This is a genomic window from Paraburkholderia sp. BR10882 (genome assembly GCF_040948855.1).
Lineage (GTDB): Bacteria > Pseudomonadota > Gammaproteobacteria > Burkholderiales > Burkholderiaceae > Paraburkholderia > Paraburkholderia nodosa_A.
Genome location: NZ_JBFPKP010000034.1, coordinates 1 through 14,904 on the forward strand (window position 1 = coordinate 1; position 14,904 = coordinate 14,904).

General features: G+C 65.2%; 16 protein-coding genes. 13 read left to right on the top strand and 3 right to left on the bottom strand.

The annotated features are described in order from the left end of the window. On the top strand, positions 1-222 hold a 222-nt coding region (locus tag AB3X99_RS38895; protein WP_368661840.1), incomplete at its 5' end, for a hypothetical protein. A gap of 116 nt (positions 223-338) precedes the next feature. Here the strand turns inward: AB3X99_RS38895 and AB3X99_RS38900 are convergent. After that, complete coding sequence (locus tag AB3X99_RS38900; protein ID WP_069269161.1) at positions 339-1,115, bottom strand: enoyl-CoA hydratase; 777 nt, start codon at positions 1,113-1,115, stop codon at positions 339-341. A 138-nt stretch (positions 1,116-1,253) separates the two neighbouring features. Between AB3X99_RS38900 and paaN the strand changes: the two genes are divergently transcribed. The 5 genes from paaN to paaK all read left to right on the top strand — a co-directional run bounded on the left by paaN (position 1,254) and on the right by paaK (position 6,966). After that, positions 1,254-2,954: a phenylacetic acid degradation protein PaaN gene (gene paaN / locus AB3X99_RS38905; protein ID WP_342949882.1), complete on the top strand. Its 1,701-nt coding sequence runs from the start codon at positions 1,254-1,256 to the stop codon at positions 2,952-2,954. Between the two features lie 97 nt (positions 2,955-3,051). Next, positions 3,052-4,260: a 3-oxoadipyl-CoA thiolase gene (gene pcaF, locus AB3X99_RS38910; RefSeq protein WP_368661841.1), complete on the top strand. Its 1,209-nt coding sequence runs from the start codon at positions 3,052-3,054 to the stop codon at positions 4,258-4,260. Positions 4,261-4,338: 78 nt separating this feature from the next. Next, a complete protein-coding gene (gene paaG / locus AB3X99_RS38915) occupies positions 4,339-5,130 on the top strand; it encodes a 2-(1,2-epoxy-1,2-dihydrophenyl)acetyl-CoA isomerase PaaG (RefSeq protein WP_368661842.1) in 792 nt (263 codons plus the stop codon). 1 nt (position 5,131) lies between these two features. Beyond that, positions 5,132-5,602, top strand: coding sequence for a hydroxyphenylacetyl-CoA thioesterase PaaI (gene paaI, locus AB3X99_RS38920; RefSeq protein WP_368661843.1), 471 nt, complete (start codon positions 5,132-5,134; stop codon positions 5,600-5,602). Positions 5,603-5,667: 65 nt separating this feature from the next. Further along, positions 5,668-6,966, top strand: coding sequence for a phenylacetate--CoA ligase PaaK (gene paaK / locus AB3X99_RS38925; protein ID WP_069269166.1), 1,299 nt, complete (start codon positions 5,668-5,670; stop codon positions 6,964-6,966). 85 nt (positions 6,967-7,051) lie between these two features. Here the strand turns inward: paaK and AB3X99_RS38930 are convergent, their stop codons facing one another. Beyond that, positions 7,052-8,332 carry a murein transglycosylase A gene (locus tag AB3X99_RS38930; protein WP_256095087.1) on the bottom strand — a complete coding sequence of 427 codons (1,281 nt, stop codon included), beginning with the start codon at positions 8,330-8,332 and terminating at the stop codon, positions 7,052-7,054. On the opposite strand from AB3X99_RS38930, the gene AB3X99_RS38935 reads away from it, so the two are divergent. Beyond that, a complete protein-coding gene (locus AB3X99_RS38935; protein WP_233271586.1) occupies positions 8,298-8,441 on the top strand; it encodes a hypothetical protein in 144 nt (47 codons plus the stop codon). The two genes, AB3X99_RS38930 and AB3X99_RS38935, sit on opposite strands and share 35 nt — an antisense overlap. Positions 8,442-8,465: 24 nt before the next feature. Here the strand turns inward: AB3X99_RS38935 and apaG are convergent, their stop codons facing one another. Beyond that, positions 8,466-8,840 carry a Co2+/Mg2+ efflux protein ApaG gene (gene apaG, locus AB3X99_RS38940; protein WP_028208771.1) on the bottom strand — a complete coding sequence of 125 codons (375 nt, stop codon included), beginning with the start codon at positions 8,838-8,840 and terminating at the stop codon, positions 8,466-8,468. A 218-nt stretch (positions 8,841-9,058) separates the two neighbouring features. On the opposite strand from apaG, the gene rpe reads away from it, so the two are divergent. The 6 genes from rpe (at position 9,059) to trpC (ending at position 14,893) form a co-directional block, all read left to right on the top strand. After that, positions 9,059-9,757 (top strand): ribulose-phosphate 3-epimerase, encoded by a 699-nt coding sequence (rpe, locus tag AB3X99_RS38945; RefSeq protein WP_368661844.1) that lies wholly within the window; start codon positions 9,059-9,061, stop codon positions 9,755-9,757. Further along, positions 9,754-10,461, top strand: a complete 708-nt coding sequence (locus tag AB3X99_RS38950; protein WP_069269168.1) for a phosphoglycolate phosphatase — start codon at positions 9,754-9,756, stop codon at positions 10,459-10,461. The genes rpe and AB3X99_RS38950 overlap by 4 nt, the downstream gene beginning before the upstream one ends. Before the next feature lie 487 nt (positions 10,462-10,948). After that, entirely contained in the window at positions 10,949-12,442 is a 1,494-nt protein-coding gene (trpE, locus tag AB3X99_RS38955; RefSeq protein ID WP_368661845.1) for an anthranilate synthase component I, read from the top strand. Positions 12,443-12,456: 14 nt separating this feature from the next. Further along, entirely contained in the window at positions 12,457-13,032 is a 576-nt protein-coding gene (locus AB3X99_RS38960; protein WP_069269170.1) for an aminodeoxychorismate/anthranilate synthase component II, read from the top strand. Between the two features lie 14 nt (positions 13,033-13,046). Further along, positions 13,047-14,078 carry an anthranilate phosphoribosyltransferase gene (gene trpD, locus AB3X99_RS38965; protein ID WP_368661857.1) on the top strand — a complete coding sequence of 344 codons (1,032 nt, stop codon included), beginning with the start codon at positions 13,047-13,049 and terminating at the stop codon, positions 14,076-14,078. Between the two features lie 29 nt (positions 14,079-14,107). After that, a complete protein-coding gene (gene trpC / locus AB3X99_RS38970) occupies positions 14,108-14,893 on the top strand; it encodes an indole-3-glycerol phosphate synthase TrpC (RefSeq protein ID WP_321927918.1) in 786 nt (261 codons plus the stop codon). Positions 14,894-14,904 lie beyond the last annotated feature (11 nt).

Consider the following 14,904-nt stretch of genomic DNA (forward strand, 5'->3'; position numbering starts at 1 on the left):
GCGCCCACACTTATCGGCTGTAAATTTTTAAAGATCGATCGCGAAAGCGCCGTTAAAACTGCTCAACTACCGGCTTCTTTCTGCGTTGCTGCGTCAGCAGCAGAGAAACGAGATTATGAAGAATCTTCTTCGCTTCGTCAACCCCTTTTTTTCGCTCACCGCTTGAAAAAGCTTGCTGACTCCTGCGTCCGCCGGTTTCCGCGGCGGCCCTCGCTGCCCTGACGTCGGAGACATCGAACTGCGAAGGGGGCGAATCTTATCGCCCTCGCCGGCGCTGTGCAAGGGGATGGCGAAAATAATCTCGATCGCCGCTCGCGGCGATCGAATCTCCCGGGCATTTACTTGTTCTTGAACACGGGCTTGCGCTTCTCGACGAACGCAGCCATCCCTTCCTTTTGGTCTTCCGAAGCGAAGAGCGAATGGAATAGACGGCGCTCGAAGTGCACGCCTTCAGCAAGCGTCGTCTCGTAGGCGCGGTTCACCGACTCCTTCGCCATCATCACGGCAGGCAACGAGAATTCGCAGATGGTCGTAGCCGCCGCCAGCGTTTCGTTCAGCAATTCCGCAGCCGGAATCACGCGCGATACGAGACCGGCGCGCTCCGCCTCCTCCGCACCCATCATCCGGGCGGTCAGGCACAGGTCCATCGCCTTCGCTTTCGACACCGCGCGCGGCAGACGCTGCGTACCGCCCGCCCCCGGAATCACGCCCAGCTTGATCTCCGGCTGGCCGAACTTGGCCGTATCGGCCGCGAAGATCATGTCGCACATCATGGCTAGTTCGCAGCCACCGCCGAGCGCGAAGCCCGCGACCGCCGCGATGATCGGCTTGCGAATCGAGCGGATCGTTTCCCAGTTGCGCGTGATGTAGTCGCCTTTGTACACATCCATGAAGGTGTAGCTCGCCATCATTCCGATGTCGGCGCCCGCGGCGAACGCCTTTTCGCTACCCGTGATGACGATCGCGCCAACGCCCTCATCGGCGTCGAACGCCTTGAGTGCCGCGCCCAGTTCGTCCATGAGCGCATCGTTTAGCGCGTTGAGCGCTTTTGGCCGGTTCAGCGTGATCAATCCGACCTTGCCACGCGTCTCGACCAGGATGTTTTCGTACCCCATAACTCCTCCTTCCATCAAAAGAAAGTCCCCGAAAAAATTTTTTACGCCGAACTTTGACTAATGCTAACATTGGCCAACCAACCGGTCGGTCAATTAATTGGCGCGGGCCCTGTCCAACCTCTCAATCAACGTTGAGCCATGACACATTCGCTGTTTGCCAAGCATGAGGGCGCGCTTCAAAAAGCGCTTGCCGCCATCGAGACCCGCGGCTACTGGAGCCCGTTCGCCGAAATGCCCAGCCCCAAAGTGTACGGGGAAACCGCCAGCGCAGATGGCGAAGGCGCGTTCAAGGCCCACCTGAATCGCGCCTTCGAACTCGACCAGCCGTCGACGGGCGAAACCGTCGGCAGCGAGGCCTCGCCGTTCGGCTTCGCGCTCGGCGCGCGCTATCCGAAGTCGACGCCCGACCAGTTGATCGAAGCCGCGCAGCAAGCCCAGCGCGACTGGCGCGCAGCCGGCCCGCAGGCATGGGCGGGCGTGAGCCTCGAAATCCTCGAGCGCCTGAACCGCGCGAGCTTCGAGATCGCCTTTAGCGTGATGCACACGACCGGCCAGGCATTCATGATGGCCTTCCAGGCCGGCGGCCCGCACGCTCAGGATCGCGCGCTCGAAGCCGTCGCCTACGCCTACGACCAGCTGCGCCGCATTCCCGCCGACGCCCACTGGGAAAAGCCGCAGGGCAAGAACCCGCCCCTGGCGATGCAAAAGCGCTTCACGATCGTGCCGCGCGGCACCGGCCTCGTGCTCGGCTGCTGCACGTTCCCGACCTGGAACGGCTACCCCGGCCTCTTCGCCGATCTGGCGACGGGCAACACGGTCATCGTCAAGCCGCACCCGGGCGCGATCCTGCCGCTCGCGATCACCGTGCGCATTGCGCGTGAGGTGCTGCGCGAAGCCGGCTTCGATCCGAACGTCGTGACGCTGCTCGCCACCGACCCCAACGACGGCGCACTCGTGCAGCAGCTCGCACTGCGCCCCGAGATCAAGCTGATCGACTTCACGGGCAGCACGCAAAACGGCGACTGGCTCGAGCGCAATGCGCATCAGGCGCAGGTCTACACGGAAAAGGCCGGCGTGAACCAGATCGTGATCGACTCCGCGGACGACCTGAAGGCCGTCGCTCGCAACATCGCGTTCTCGCTCTCGCTTTACTCGGGCCAGATGTGCACGGCGCCGCAGAACATCTATGTGCCGCGCGACGGCATCCGCACCGCTGAAGGCCAGCTGAGCTTCGAGGCCGTCGCCCAGGCGATTGCCGGCGCCGTGCAGAAGTTCGTCGCCGATCCGGCGCGCGCCGTCGAAGTGCTCGGCGCGATCCAGAACGAAGGCGTGACGGCTCGCATCGACGAAGCCCGCAAGCTCGGTACCGTGCTCGCCGACAGCCAGACGCTCGAACACCCGCAGTTCGCCGGCGCACGCGTGCGCACGCCGCTCGTGCTCTCGCTCGACGCAGCGCGCGACGCCGCCCAGTTCACGCGCGAATGGTTCGGCCCGATCTCGTTCGTGATCGCCACGGATTCGACTGCGCAGTCGCTCAAGCTGGCCGGCGAGACCGCGCGCGACCACGGTGCGCTCACGCTTTCCGTCTACAGCACGGACGACGCCGTGATCGAAGCCGCACATGAAGCCGCCATCACCGGCGGCGTGGCGCTCTCGATCAACCTCACGGGCGGCGTGTTCGTGAACCAGTCGGCTGCATTCTCGGACTTCCACGGCACCGGCGCGAACCCCGCGGCGAACGCCGCGCTCGCCGACGCCGCCTTCGTGGCGAACCGCTTCCGCGTGGTTCAGAGCCGCGTTCACGTCGAACCGAAAGCGGCCCCCGCCGTCGCCAGCTGATCGGCCCACGCCGCTCAGCCGAATGGCGCCCGATTGCCCATCCCTCTAGCATGCAAGGCGTGAGCGCACTTCTGCGCTCGCGCCCCAGGAACCCGAGATGACCGAAGCCTATATCTGCGACGCGATTCGCACCCCGTTCGGCCGCTATGGCGGCGCCCTCAAGGACGTCCGCGCGGACGACCTCGCCGCGGTGCCGATCCGCGCCCTCGTCGAGCGCAATCCCGGCGTGGACTGGAGCGCGCTCGACGACGTGCTCTACGGCTGCGCCAACCAGGCCGGCGAAGACAACCGCAACGTCGCGCGCATGGCCGCGCTGCTCGCGGGCCTGCCGACCGACGCGCCGGGCGGCACGCTCAACCGCCTGTGCGGCTCGGGTCTCGACGCTGTCGGCAGTGCGGCGCGCGCGATCAAGGCGGGCGAAGCGCGCCTCATGATCGCGGGCGGCGTGGAAAGCATGACGCGCGCGCCGTTCGTCATGGGCAAGGCGGCTTCGGCGTTTTCGCGTGAAGCGGCCATCTACGACACGACCATCGGCTGGCGTTTCGTCAACAAGCTGATGAAGCAGCAGTACGGTGTCGATTCGATGCCGGAGACGGCGGAAAACGTCGCGGAAGAATTCGGCATCGATCGCGCCGATCAGGACGCGTTCGCGCTGCGCAGCCAGCAGAAAGCGGCACGCGCGCAGAAGGACGGCACGCTCGCGCAGGAAATCGTCGCGGTTGAGATCGCGCAAAAGAAGGGCGACCCCGTGCGTGTGACGCTCGACGAGCACCCGCGCGAAACTTCGCTCGAATCGCTCGGCAAGCTCAAGGGCGTCGTGAAGCCGGACGGCACGGTCACGGCGGGCAACGCCTCGGGCGTCAACGACGGCGCCTGCGCCCTGCTGCTCGCCAACGAGGAGGCCGCCAAGCAGTATGGCCTGCGTCGCCGCGCGCGCGTGCTGGGCATGGCGACCGCCGGCGTCGCGCCGCGCATCATGGGCATCGGCCCGGCGCCCGCTACGCAAAGACTGCTCAAGCAGCTCGGCATGACGCTGGATCAGTTCGACGTGATCGAACTCAATGAGGCGTTCGCCTCGCAAGGCCTCGCCGTGCTGCGCGCACTCGGCATTGCCGACGACGATCCGCGCGTGAACCCGAATGGCGGCGCGATTGCACTGGGCCACCCGCTCGGCGCTTCGGGCGCACGTCTCGTGACGACGGCGCTCCATCAGCTGGAGCGCACGAACGGACGCTTCGCACTTTGTACGATGTGCATCGGCGTCGGCCAGGGCATCGCCCTCGCGATCGAACGCATCGAGCCATAACGCGCGCAGTATCGACCGGCCGCCGGGCGATGCATTCGGCGGTCTCAGACAGCTTTGCATGGGACCAGGAGACAACCGATGCCCTACGATGCGATCCGCGTCGAAATCGACGCATCCACCCGCGTGGCCACGATCACGCTGAACCGCCCGGACAAGCTCAACAGCTTTACGCGCGCCATGCACCGCGAGCTCGTCGCAGCGCTCGACGAGGTCGCCGCGGCCGGCGCGCGCGCCCTTGTGCTGACGGGCGCGGGCCGCGGCTTCTGCGCGGGCCAGGATCTCGCCGATCTCGACTTCACGCCGGGTGCGATGACCGATCTCGGCGACCTCATCGATGAGCATTTCAATCCGCTGATCAAGCGCCTGCAGGCGCTGCCGATGCCCGTGATCGCCGCCGTCAACGGCACCGCGGCCGGCGCCGGTGCCAATCTCGCCCTCGCCTGCGACCTCGTGCTCGCCGCACGCTCGGCAAGCTTCATCCAGGCGTTCGTGAAGATCGGCCTCGTGCCCGATTCCGGCGGCACGTGGTTCCTGCCCAAACGCGTGGGCTTGGCGCGCGCGCTCGGACTCGCCATGACCGGCGAAAAACTCAGCGCGGAAAAGGCGGAAAGCTGGGGCGTCGTCTGGCAAGTGACCGACGACGCGGAACTCGCGCAAACGGCCGGCGCGCTCGCCGCTCGCCTCGCGCAGCAACCGACGCGCGCCATCGTCGCCACGCGCGAAGCGCTGCGCGCATCGGCCACGAACACGCTCGACCAGCAACTGGATCTCGAACGCGACCTGCAGCGCGAGCTGGGCGCGTCGCATGACTACGCAGAAGGCGTGCAAGCCTTCATCGAAAAACGCGCACCGCACTTCGAGGGCCGCTGAGATGTCCACGCAAGCCTCGCAACTGCCTGAGGACGACGGCCTGTCGCCCGACGAACTCGCTCGCGCCGCCGCGCAGGCGATGTACGAAGCCGACGGCTGCACGCGCGCGCTCGGCATGGAACTCCTCGAAGTGCGCGCCGGTTACGCGCGCCTGTCCATGGCCGTGCGGCCCGAGTTTCTCAACGGCCATCAGACCTGCCACGGCGGGATGATTTTCTCGCTCGCGGATTCGGCGTTCGCCTTCGCGTGCAATTCGTACAACATCAACACCGTCGCGGCCGGCTGCTCGATCGAGTTCCTGCGTCCGGTGCTGCGCGACGAGGTGTTGACCGCCGAAGCCGTCGAACAGGTGCTATCGGGACGCAACGGGGTCTACGACATCCGCGTGACGAATCGGGCAGGCGAAACCGTCGCGCTCTTCCGAGGCAAGTCCGCGCAGATTCGCGGCAATGTCATTCCCGTCGCAACGTGAAGCGGGTTTCCCCTTCTCGATTCCCTACGCGTCACGAGTAAAGTTCTTAGATCCAGGAGACACCCATGAGTACCACGCTGCCGCTCGAACCCATCGAAAAGGCGAGCCGCGACGAGCTTGCTGCGCTGCAGCTCGAGCGCCTGAAATGGTCGCTGAACCACGCTTACGAGAATTCGCCGGTCTATCGCCGCAAATTCGACGAAGCCGGCGTACATCCGTCCCAGGTGCAGTCGCTCGCCGATCTCGCGCGCTTCCCGTTCACCACGAAGAAGGATCTGCGCGACAACTATCCCTTCGGCATGTTCGCAGTGCCGCAAGACCAGATTTCGCGCATCCATGCGTCGTCGGGCACGACCGGCAAGCCGACCGTGGTGGCCTACACGGCGCGCGACATCGACACGTGGGCGAACGTCGTCGCGCGTTCGGTGCGCGCAGCGGGCGCCAGGCGCGGCGACAAGGTGCACATCAGCTACGGCTACGGACTCTTTACGGGCGGCCTTGGCGCGCACTACGGCGCGGAACGTGCGGGCCTCACCGTCATTCCGTTCGGCGGGGGCCAGACCGAGAAGCAGGTCCAGTTGATCCAGGACTTCCGTCCCGACATCATCATGGTCACGCCGAGCTACATGCTCGCGATCGCCGACGAAATGGAGCGCCAGGGCATCGATCCGGCCACCTGTTCGCTGCGCATCGGCATCTTCGGCGCGGAGCCGTGGACCAACGACATGCGCCGGGCAATCGAGCAGCGCATGGGCATCACGGCCGTCGACATCTACGGTCTTTCGGAAGTGATGGGCCCGGGCGTCGCCTCGGAATGCGCGGAGACGAAAGACGGCCCGACGATCTGGGAAGATCACTTCTACCCCGAGATCATCGACCCGGAAACCGGCGAAGTGCTGCCCGACGGCGAATTGGGCGAGCTCGTCTTCACCTCGCTCACGAAGGAAGCGCTGCCCATCGTCCGTTACCGCACGCGCGACCTCACGCGTCTGTTGCCCGGTACGGCGCGCACCATGCGCCGCATGGAAAAGATCACGGGCCGCTCGGACGACATGTTGATCATCCGCGGCGTGAACGTGTTCCCCACGCAGATCGAGGAACTGCTGCTCAAGCAGCCGGCTCTCGCACCGCACTATCAGATCGTCCTGACGAAGGAAGGTCCGATGGACGTAATGTCGCTCAACTGCGAACCGTGCCCGGAAACCGCGCCCGACTACGGTGCGCTCGACGCGGCCAGCAAGGCACTCGCTTACGACATCAAGGCGCTGATCGGCGTGACGTGCAAGGTGAACGTGCTGGAAGTGAACGGCATCGAGCGCTCGGTTGGCAAAGCCCGGCGAGTCATCGACAAGCGGCCGAAGTAACCGCGGCCCGCAACGCGCAGTAAAAGAAAAAGCCGGCGCTCGCCGGCTTTTTCGCTTCACGAGTGCGGCGCAAGCGCCACCGCGATCACGAGTTCGGGAACAGCAGCCACATGCGGCCGCCCTGCTTCATCTTGCCGGCCAGATCGCCGGCGTCGTCGCCCAAGCCCCAGAAGTAGTCGGCGCGCACGCCGCCCTTGATTGCCGTGCCCGTGTCCTGCGCGAACACGAGCCGGTTGAGCGGCGTATTCGTGAGCGGGCGCGTAGTCTGGAGAAACACCGGCGTGCCAAGCGGAATCGACGACGGATCGACGGCGATCGAGCGTTCCGGCGTGAGCGGCACGCCGAGCGCACCGATCGGACCGTCGGCTCCGCCCTGCGCGTCGCCCTCGGAGCCGCCCATCTCGCGGAAGAACACGAAGCGCGGATTGGTGTCGAGAAGCGCGTCCACGCGCGTCGGGTTCGCGCGTGCCCATGCCTTGATGCCCTGCATGGTCGCCTGCGCGGGCGTGAGTTCACCGTGGTCGAGCAGCCAGCGCCCGATCGACTTGTACGGCTGGTTGTTGGTGCCGCCGAAGCCCACACGCATCACGCTGCCGTCTTCCATCACGACGCGCCCGGAGCCCTGCACCTGCAGGAAGAACGCTTCGATCGGATCGTCCACCCACACGAGTTCGTTTCCGCCCAGCGCGCCAGAACGTTCGAGCTGCGCGCGCGGCGGCATCGCGGCGCCCGGACGATAGCCGGACGGCCAGCGATACAGCGCGGTCTGGTAGATGCCGTGACGCGTGCGCGAACCGTGCAGCAGCGGCTCGTAGTAGCCGGTCACGAGGCCGTCGAGCGTGCCGTCGTTGTTGGCGAACTGATAGGGCGTGAAATACGTTTCGAAGAATGCACGTGCGCTCGAGGCGTCCAGGTCATCGAGCTGCGAGGCCGCAGTGCACGCGCGCTGCCAGCGAGGATCGCGCGCAAGACGCGTGCAGTTCGCGCGCAGCGCCGCGGTCACGCCGATCAGCGAGTCGTCCTGCCAGCCCGGCACCTGCTGCCAGGCGACCGGCGTGAGACGTTGCGCGGCGAGCTGCGAGGGCAGCGTGGGCGTGCCTTTGGGCGGCACGTTGTGCACGTAGCTCGGGCCGCCGCATGCGGCAAGCAAAGCCGCGAGCGAAGCCGCGCCCAACCAGCCGCCTAACCGCAGACCCAGGCGGCTCCCCCCACGCCGAAGCGCCGACCCCACGCAATATCGCACCTGTGTGAATCCCGGCATCACCGGGACATCGAGACCGGAATCGACGTCAAAATCACGCCTACAATACTGGCTCTCGATGGATGCCGCCATGTCAGAACTGCTCGACGAATACCCGATGCTCATGTTTGGTCTGGAAGCGCTCCTTGCGCTGTTCCTGCTGATTTTCATCGTTGTGTGGACCGCGTCGGGCAGGAAGAAGCAAGCCTCGCGCGACGATCGGCGTCAGAACTAGCAGACCCCGATTTCTCGCGGCGGTTCAATGCAACGTGCGCGGCATGCGCAGCACGAACTCGGGCACGGGCGCCTCGAAGCGCTCGGCGTCCTCGGCCACACAGAAGTACTCGCCGCGCATCGTGCCCACCGGGGTAGCGATCACGGCCCAGCTCGTGTACTCGAACTGCTCGCCCGGCTTCAGAAGCGGTTGATGGCCGACCACGCCCAGCCCCTTCACTTCCTGCACGTGATTTTCGCTGTCGGTGATCACCCAGTGGCGCGCGATCAGCTGGGCGCTTACCTGACCGGTATTGCGAATGGTCAGCGTGTACGCGAAGGCATATTGCCGGCGCTCCGGGTCCGATTCTTCGGGCAGGTAGCGCACCTGCGACGTCACGCTGAATTCGTACTGGCTCATCGTTGTTCCATTCGCTTTGGCGCGGCTGCTGAGTCCGTTGACTGAGACGCCCGCGCGGCAAGGCGCTCGCGGGCGCGCCGCGAGGCGCGGCACATGGTTTGGCATTCTGCTTGATGCAACGGGCACCCGCAACCCGGCGCCGCCCGCGGCGGCCGCCGGGAAACGCTCTGCCACTGACGGTAAAATACGGTTTTTCCGACAGTTTTCCGATTGCCGCCATGACGCAATTCCGCATCGCCCCCAGCATTCTCTCCGCCGACTTCGCGCGTCTGGGCGAAGAGGTCCGCAACGTCGTCGCTGCCGGCGCCGACTGGATCCACTTCGACGTGATGGATAACCATTACGTGCCGAACCTCACCATCGGTCCGCTGGTGTGCGAGGCGATCCGCCCGCACGTGAGCGTGCCCATCGACGTGCACCTGATGGTGCGCCCGGTCGACCGCATCGTGCCCGACTTCGCCAAGGCCGGCGCGAACCTCATCAGCTTCCACCCGGAAGGCTCGGACCATATCGACCGCACGCTCTCGCTGATCCGCGACCACGGCTGCAAGGCGGGCCTCGTGTTCAACCCGGCCACGCCGCTGAACTACCTCGACCACGTGATGGACAAGCTCGATCTCGTGCTCATCATGTCGGTGAATCCCGGCTTCGGCGGCCAGTCGTTCATTCCCGAGGCGCTCAACAAGCTGCGCGAGGCGCGCGCGAAGATCGACGCCTACACGGCCCGCACGGGCCGCGAAATCCACCTCGAAGTGGACGGCGGCGTGAAGGTCGACAACATCGCCGAAATCGCGGCGGCAGGCGCGGACACCTTCGTGGCGGGCTCGGCGATCTTCGGCAAGCCGGACTACAAGACCGTGATCGACGAGATGCGCGCGCAGCTCGCGAGCGTCGCCAACGCTGCAAACGCAAAATGAACGCCCCCGTCAAGTTCACCGCGCCACGCATCGAAGCGGCGCTGATCGACCTGGACGGCACGATGGTCGACACCGCCGACGACTTCGCCGCCGGCCTGAACGGCATGCTCGCGCAGCTCGACGCCGATGAAACCACGCGCGAGGAAGTGATGGGCTACGTGGGCAAGGGCTCGGAGCACCTGATCCGCAGCGTGCTCGCGCCGCGCTTTGCCGCGGACAACGTCGAGGCGCGTTTCGACGAAGCGCTCGCGCTCTACCAGGACGAGTACGCGAAGATCAACGGCCGCCACACGCATCTGTACCCGGACGTCGAAGCGGGCCTCGCGGCACTGCGCGACCAGGGCATCAAGCTCGCGTGCGTGACCAACAAGCCGCACCGCTTCGCCGTCGAGCTGTTGCAGCAATACGGCCTCGCGCAGTACTTCGACGTGGTGCTCGGCGGCGACAGCCTCGCGAAGAAGAAGCCCGACCCGCTGCCGATGCTCACTGCCTGCGAGCGCCTGGGCGTCAAGCCCGCGGCGGCGGTGGCGATCGGCGATTCGGAGAACGATGCGATCGCCGGCCGCGCGGCCGGCATGGCCACGCTCACGGTGCCCTACGGCTACAACCACGGCCAACCTGTACAAAAAATTGAATCGGATGGTATAGTTGCCTCGCTGCTCGACGCCGCCAAGGCGGTCGCAGCGCACAATGACCTGACTTAAGTTCTCAACTGAACGTCAACTATCCTCATGTTTCTGAATAAAAAACGGAGTCTGAGCACGATCGACCGGGGAGCCTGGCCCTGGCGTCGCTGGTCGCGCTAACCTCATCCGAGGTTCGCTGAAGTTGCGTATTCGTCCTTCTTCAGCACCGTTTTTTACTTCGCTGCGCACTCGCGCGTGTCTCGACTCTAAACTGTTGCGGTAACCCGTCGGCTGGTCTGGCCGTTGGCTTTCGTGGTCCTTGCGTGTCGTTTCGCCGTTCGCGGCGAGTTGCGCCGGGCGCGAGCGGCTACGCCCTACCTTCCGTCGATGTACCGCACGCCGGCCCGGCAAGCGCTGCCTCATCAGCGCGATCCTGGGCCGCACGAGTGAGCGCCAGCGGCCATCAAGCACTCTAAAACAAACGCCTCGCGCTCACCGCGCGCCCCGTTTTGAGCCGCACTGGGCCCGCACCCGCCGCGACCGGCAGCACGAACAGGATCGGAACATGACCGAACTCGAATTTCAGTCCCTCGCCAACGAGGGCTACAACCGCATCCCGCTGATCGCCGAAGCGCTCGCCGATCTCGAAACGCCGCTCTCGCTGTACCTGAAGCTCGCGCAGCCCGAGCGCGGCGGCGCCAATTCTTTCCTGCTGGAGTCCGTGGTGGGCGGCGAGCGCTTCGGGCGCTATTCGTTCATCGGCCTGCCGGCGCGCTCGCTGATCCGCACGCGCAACGGCATTTCGGAGGTCGTGCGCGACGGCCAGGTGATCGAGACGCATAACGAAGATCCGCTCGAATTCATCGCGAACTACCAGGCGCGCTTCAAGGTCGCGCAGCGTCCGGGTCTGCCGCGCTTCTGCGGCGGTCTCGCGGGCTACTTCGGCTACGACGCGGTGCGCTACATCGAGAAGAAGCTCGCCGATACCTGCCCGACCGACGATCTCGGCCTGCCCGACATCCAGCTGCTGCTGACCGAAGAAGTCGCGGTCATCGACAATCTCGCGGGCAAGCTCTATCTCATCGTCTACGCCGATCCGCAAACGCCCGAGGCCTACACCAAGGCGAAGCACCGCCTGCGCGAACTCAAGCAGCGCCTGCGCACCACGGTACAGCCGCCGGTGACCTCGGCGAGCGTGCGTACCGAAACGTTCCGCGAATTCAAGAAAGACGATTACCTCGCCGCCGTGCGCAAGGCGAAGGAATACATCGCCGCGGGGGAGCTGATGCAGGTGCAAGTGGGCCAGCGCATCACGAAGCCGTATCGCGACAATCCGCTGTCGCTGTACCGTGCGCTGCGCTCGCTGAACCCGTCACCGTACATGTACTACTACAACTTCGGCGAATTCCACGTGGTGGGCGCGTCGCCGGAAATTCTCGTGCGCCAGGAAAAGCGCGGCGAGGACCGCATGGTGACGATTCGCCCGCTCGCGGGCACGCGGCCGCGCGGCAACACGCCCGAGCGCGACGCCGAACTCGCGACCGAACTGCTCAACGACCCGAAGGAAATCGCCGAGCACGTCATGCTGATCGACCTCGCGCGCAACGACGTGGGCCGCATCGCCGAGATCGGTTCGGTGGCCGTCACCGACAAGATGATCATCGAGAAGTACTCGCACGTGCAGCACATCGTGAGTTCGGTGGAAGGCAAGCTCAAACCCGGCATGAACAATTTCGACGTCCTGCGCGCCACGTTCCCGGCCGGCACGCTATCGGGCGCGCCGAAGGTTCGCGCGATGGAATTGATCGACGAACTGGAGCCGGTGAAGCGCGGGCTCTACGGCGGCGCGGTCGGCTATCTCTCGTTCAACGGCGAGATGGACCTGGCCATCGCGATCCGCACCGGCCTCATCCACAACGGCAATCTGTATGTGCAGGCCGCCGCGGGCGTGGTTGCCGATTCGGTGCCCGAGTCCGAATGGCAGGAAACCGAGAACAAGGCGCGCGCCGTGCTGCGCGCCGCCGAGCAGGTGCAGGACGGCCTCGACAGCGACTTCTGAGCGGAGAAAAGACCATGTTGCTCATGATCGACAACTACGATTCGTTTACCTACAACATCGTCCAGTACTTCGGCGAGCTCGGCGAAGACGTTCACACGTACCGCAACGACGAAATTACCATCGACGAAATCGCGAAGCTCAACCCCGCGCGCATTTGCCTCTCGCCCGGGCCGAGCAACCCGCAGCACGCGGGCATCACGCTCGACGTGCTGCGCGAATTCGCAGGCAAGACGCCGATTCTCGGTGTGTGTCTCGGCCATCAGGCGATTGGCGAAGCGTTCGGCGGGCGCGTCGTGCGCGCGAAGACCATCATGCACGGCAAGGTGAGCCAGATCGAAACCGACTGCAAAGGCGTGTTCGCCGACCTGCCGAAGCACTTCAACGTCACGCGTTATCACTCGCTCGCCATCGAGCGCGAGTCGCTGCCCGACTGCCTCGAAGTGTCGGCCTGGACCGACGACGGCGAAATCATGGGCGTGCGTCACCGCGAGCTTGCGGTGGAAGGCGTGCAGTTTCATCCGGAATCGATCCTCTCGGAGCACGGCCATGCCCTCTTCGAGAATTTCCTGAAGCAAACCAAGAGCGCTTGACCCGGAGGCGACTAATCATGATTACCCCGCAGGAAGCGCTCCAGCGCACGATCGAGCATCGCGAGATTTTTCACGACGAGATGCTCCACCTCATGCGCCTCATCATGCGCGGCGAGCTTTCGCCCGTGCAATCGGCGGCCATCCTCACCGGCCTGCGCGTGAAGAAGGAAACCATCGGCGAGATCACGGCCGCCGCGACGGTCATGCGCGAGTTCGCGAATCACGTCGAGGTGAAGGACAACTCGAACTTCATCGACATCGTCGGCACCGGCGGCGATGGCTCGCATACTTTCAATATCTCCACGGCCTCGATGTTCGTGGTCGCGGCAGCGGGCGCAAAGGTCGCGAAGCACGGCAACCGGGGCGTCTCCAGCAAGTCGGGCAGCGCGGACGTGCTCGAAGCGCTCGGCGTGAACATCGACCTGCAGCCGGACCAGGTGGCCGCCTCGATCGCCGAAACGGGCATGGGCTTCATGTTCGCGCCCAACCACCATCCGGCGATGAAGAACATCGCCGCCGTGCGCCGCGAACTGGGCGTGCGCACGATCTTCAACATCCTCGGGCCGCTCACGAATCCGGCCGGCGCGCCCAATCAGTTGATGGGCGTGTTCCATCCGGACCTCGTCGGCATTCAGGTGCGCGTGATGGAGCGTCTTGGCGCTAAACACGTGTGCGTCGTCTACGGCAAGGACGGCATGGACGAAGTCTCGCTCGGTGCGGCCACGCTCGTCGGCGAACTGAAGGACGGCCAGATTCGCGAGTACGAGATCCATCCCGAAGACTTCGGTATGCAGATGGTCTCGAACCGTTCGCTCAAGGTCGAGAACGCCGAAGAATCGAAGGCGATGCTGCTCGGCGCGCTCTCGAACGAGGCTGGCACGGCGCGCGAAATCGTCGCGCTGAACGCGGGCACGGCGCTCTATTCGGCGAACTTGGTGGACTCGATCGCGCAAGGCATCGCGCTTGCGCGCGAGACGCTCGCCAGCGGCCGCGCGCGCGCCAAAGTCGACGAACTGGTACGCTTCACGCAACAGTTCAAACGCTGATCCAGCACCGTTTTTTGCCTCCGAATATCATGAGTGACATCCTCGAAAAGATCATCTCGGTCAAGCGCGAAGAAGTGCGCGCCGCCGAGCAGAGCGCCCCGCTCGAAGAATTGCGTCTGCAGGCAAGCACGCGCGATCTGCGCGATTTCGTCGGCGCCTTGCGCGCGAAGCACGACAACGGCCAGGCCGCCGTGATCGCCGAAGTGAAGAAGGCAAGTCCGTCGAAGGGCGTGCTGCGCGAAAACTTCCAGCCCGCCGAAATCGCGCGCTCGTACGCCGAGGGCGGCGCGGCCTGCCTTTCCGTGCTGACCGACGTACAGTTCTTCCAGGGCAGCGCCGCGTACCTCGAAGCCGCGCGCGCCGCGTGCAACCTGCCGGTGCTGCGCAAGGACTTCATCGTCGATCCGTATCAGGTCGTCGAAGCCCGCGCGATGGGCGCCGACGCGATCCTGCTGATCGCCGCCGCGCTCCAGCCAGGTGAAATGCGCGATCTCGAAGCGCTTGCGCATTCGCTCGGTCTCGCGGTGCTCGTCGAAGTGCACGACCGCGCAGAACTCACGCACGCGCTCACGCTGAAGACACCGCTCATCGGCATCAACAATCGCAATCTGCGCACGTTCGAAACCACGCTGGATACTACCATCGGCATGCTCGACGACGTGCCTGAAGACCGCATCGTCGTGACCGAGTCGGGCATTCTCTCGCGTGCGGACGTCGAGAAAATGCGCGCGCTTTCCGTGCACACGTTCCTCGTGGGCGAGGCGTTCATGCGCGCCGAACAGCCGGGCGCGGAACTCGCCCGCATGTTCTTCTGATCGCGCAGCGC

Excerpts from the sequence above, each read along its gene's own strand:
- paaG (WP_368661842.1), top strand. The coding sequence starts at position 4,339 with ATGCCCTACGATGCGATCCGCGTCGAAATCGACGCATCCACCCGCGTG.
- pcaF (WP_368661841.1), top strand. The coding sequence starts at position 3,052 with ATGACCGAAGCCTATATCTGCGACGCGATTCGCACCCCGTTCGGCCGC.
- AB3X99_RS38960 (WP_069269170.1), top strand. The coding sequence starts at position 12,457 with ATGTTGCTCATGATCGACAACTACGATTCGTTTACCTACAACATCGTC.
- AB3X99_RS38935 (WP_233271586.1), top strand. The coding sequence starts at position 8,298 with ATGTCAGAACTGCTCGACGAATACCCGATGCTCATGTTTGGTCTGGAA.
- AB3X99_RS38900 (WP_069269161.1), bottom strand. The coding sequence starts at position 1,115 with ATGGGGTACGAAAACATCCTGGTCGAGACGCGTGGCAAGGTCGGATTG.
- trpE (WP_368661845.1), top strand. The coding sequence starts at position 10,949 with ATGACCGAACTCGAATTTCAGTCCCTCGCCAACGAGGGCTACAACCGC.
- paaI (WP_368661843.1), top strand. The coding sequence starts at position 5,132 with ATGTCCACGCAAGCCTCGCAACTGCCTGAGGACGACGGCCTGTCGCCC.
- apaG (WP_028208771.1), bottom strand. The coding sequence starts at position 8,840 with ATGAGCCAGTACGAATTCAGCGTGACGTCGCAGGTGCGCTACCTGCCC.
- paaK (WP_069269166.1), top strand. The coding sequence starts at position 5,668 with ATGAGTACCACGCTGCCGCTCGAACCCATCGAAAAGGCGAGCCGCGAC.
- rpe (WP_368661844.1), top strand. The coding sequence starts at position 9,059 with ATGACGCAATTCCGCATCGCCCCCAGCATTCTCTCCGCCGACTTCGCG.
- AB3X99_RS38950 (WP_069269168.1), top strand. The coding sequence starts at position 9,754 with ATGAACGCCCCCGTCAAGTTCACCGCGCCACGCATCGAAGCGGCGCTG.
- trpC (WP_321927918.1), top strand. The coding sequence starts at position 14,108 with ATGAGTGACATCCTCGAAAAGATCATCTCGGTCAAGCGCGAAGAAGTG.
- AB3X99_RS38930 (WP_256095087.1), bottom strand. The coding sequence starts at position 8,332 with ATGAGCATCGGGTATTCGTCGAGCAGTTCTGACATGGCGGCATCCATC.
- paaN (WP_342949882.1), top strand. The coding sequence starts at position 1,254 with ATGACACATTCGCTGTTTGCCAAGCATGAGGGCGCGCTTCAAAAAGCG.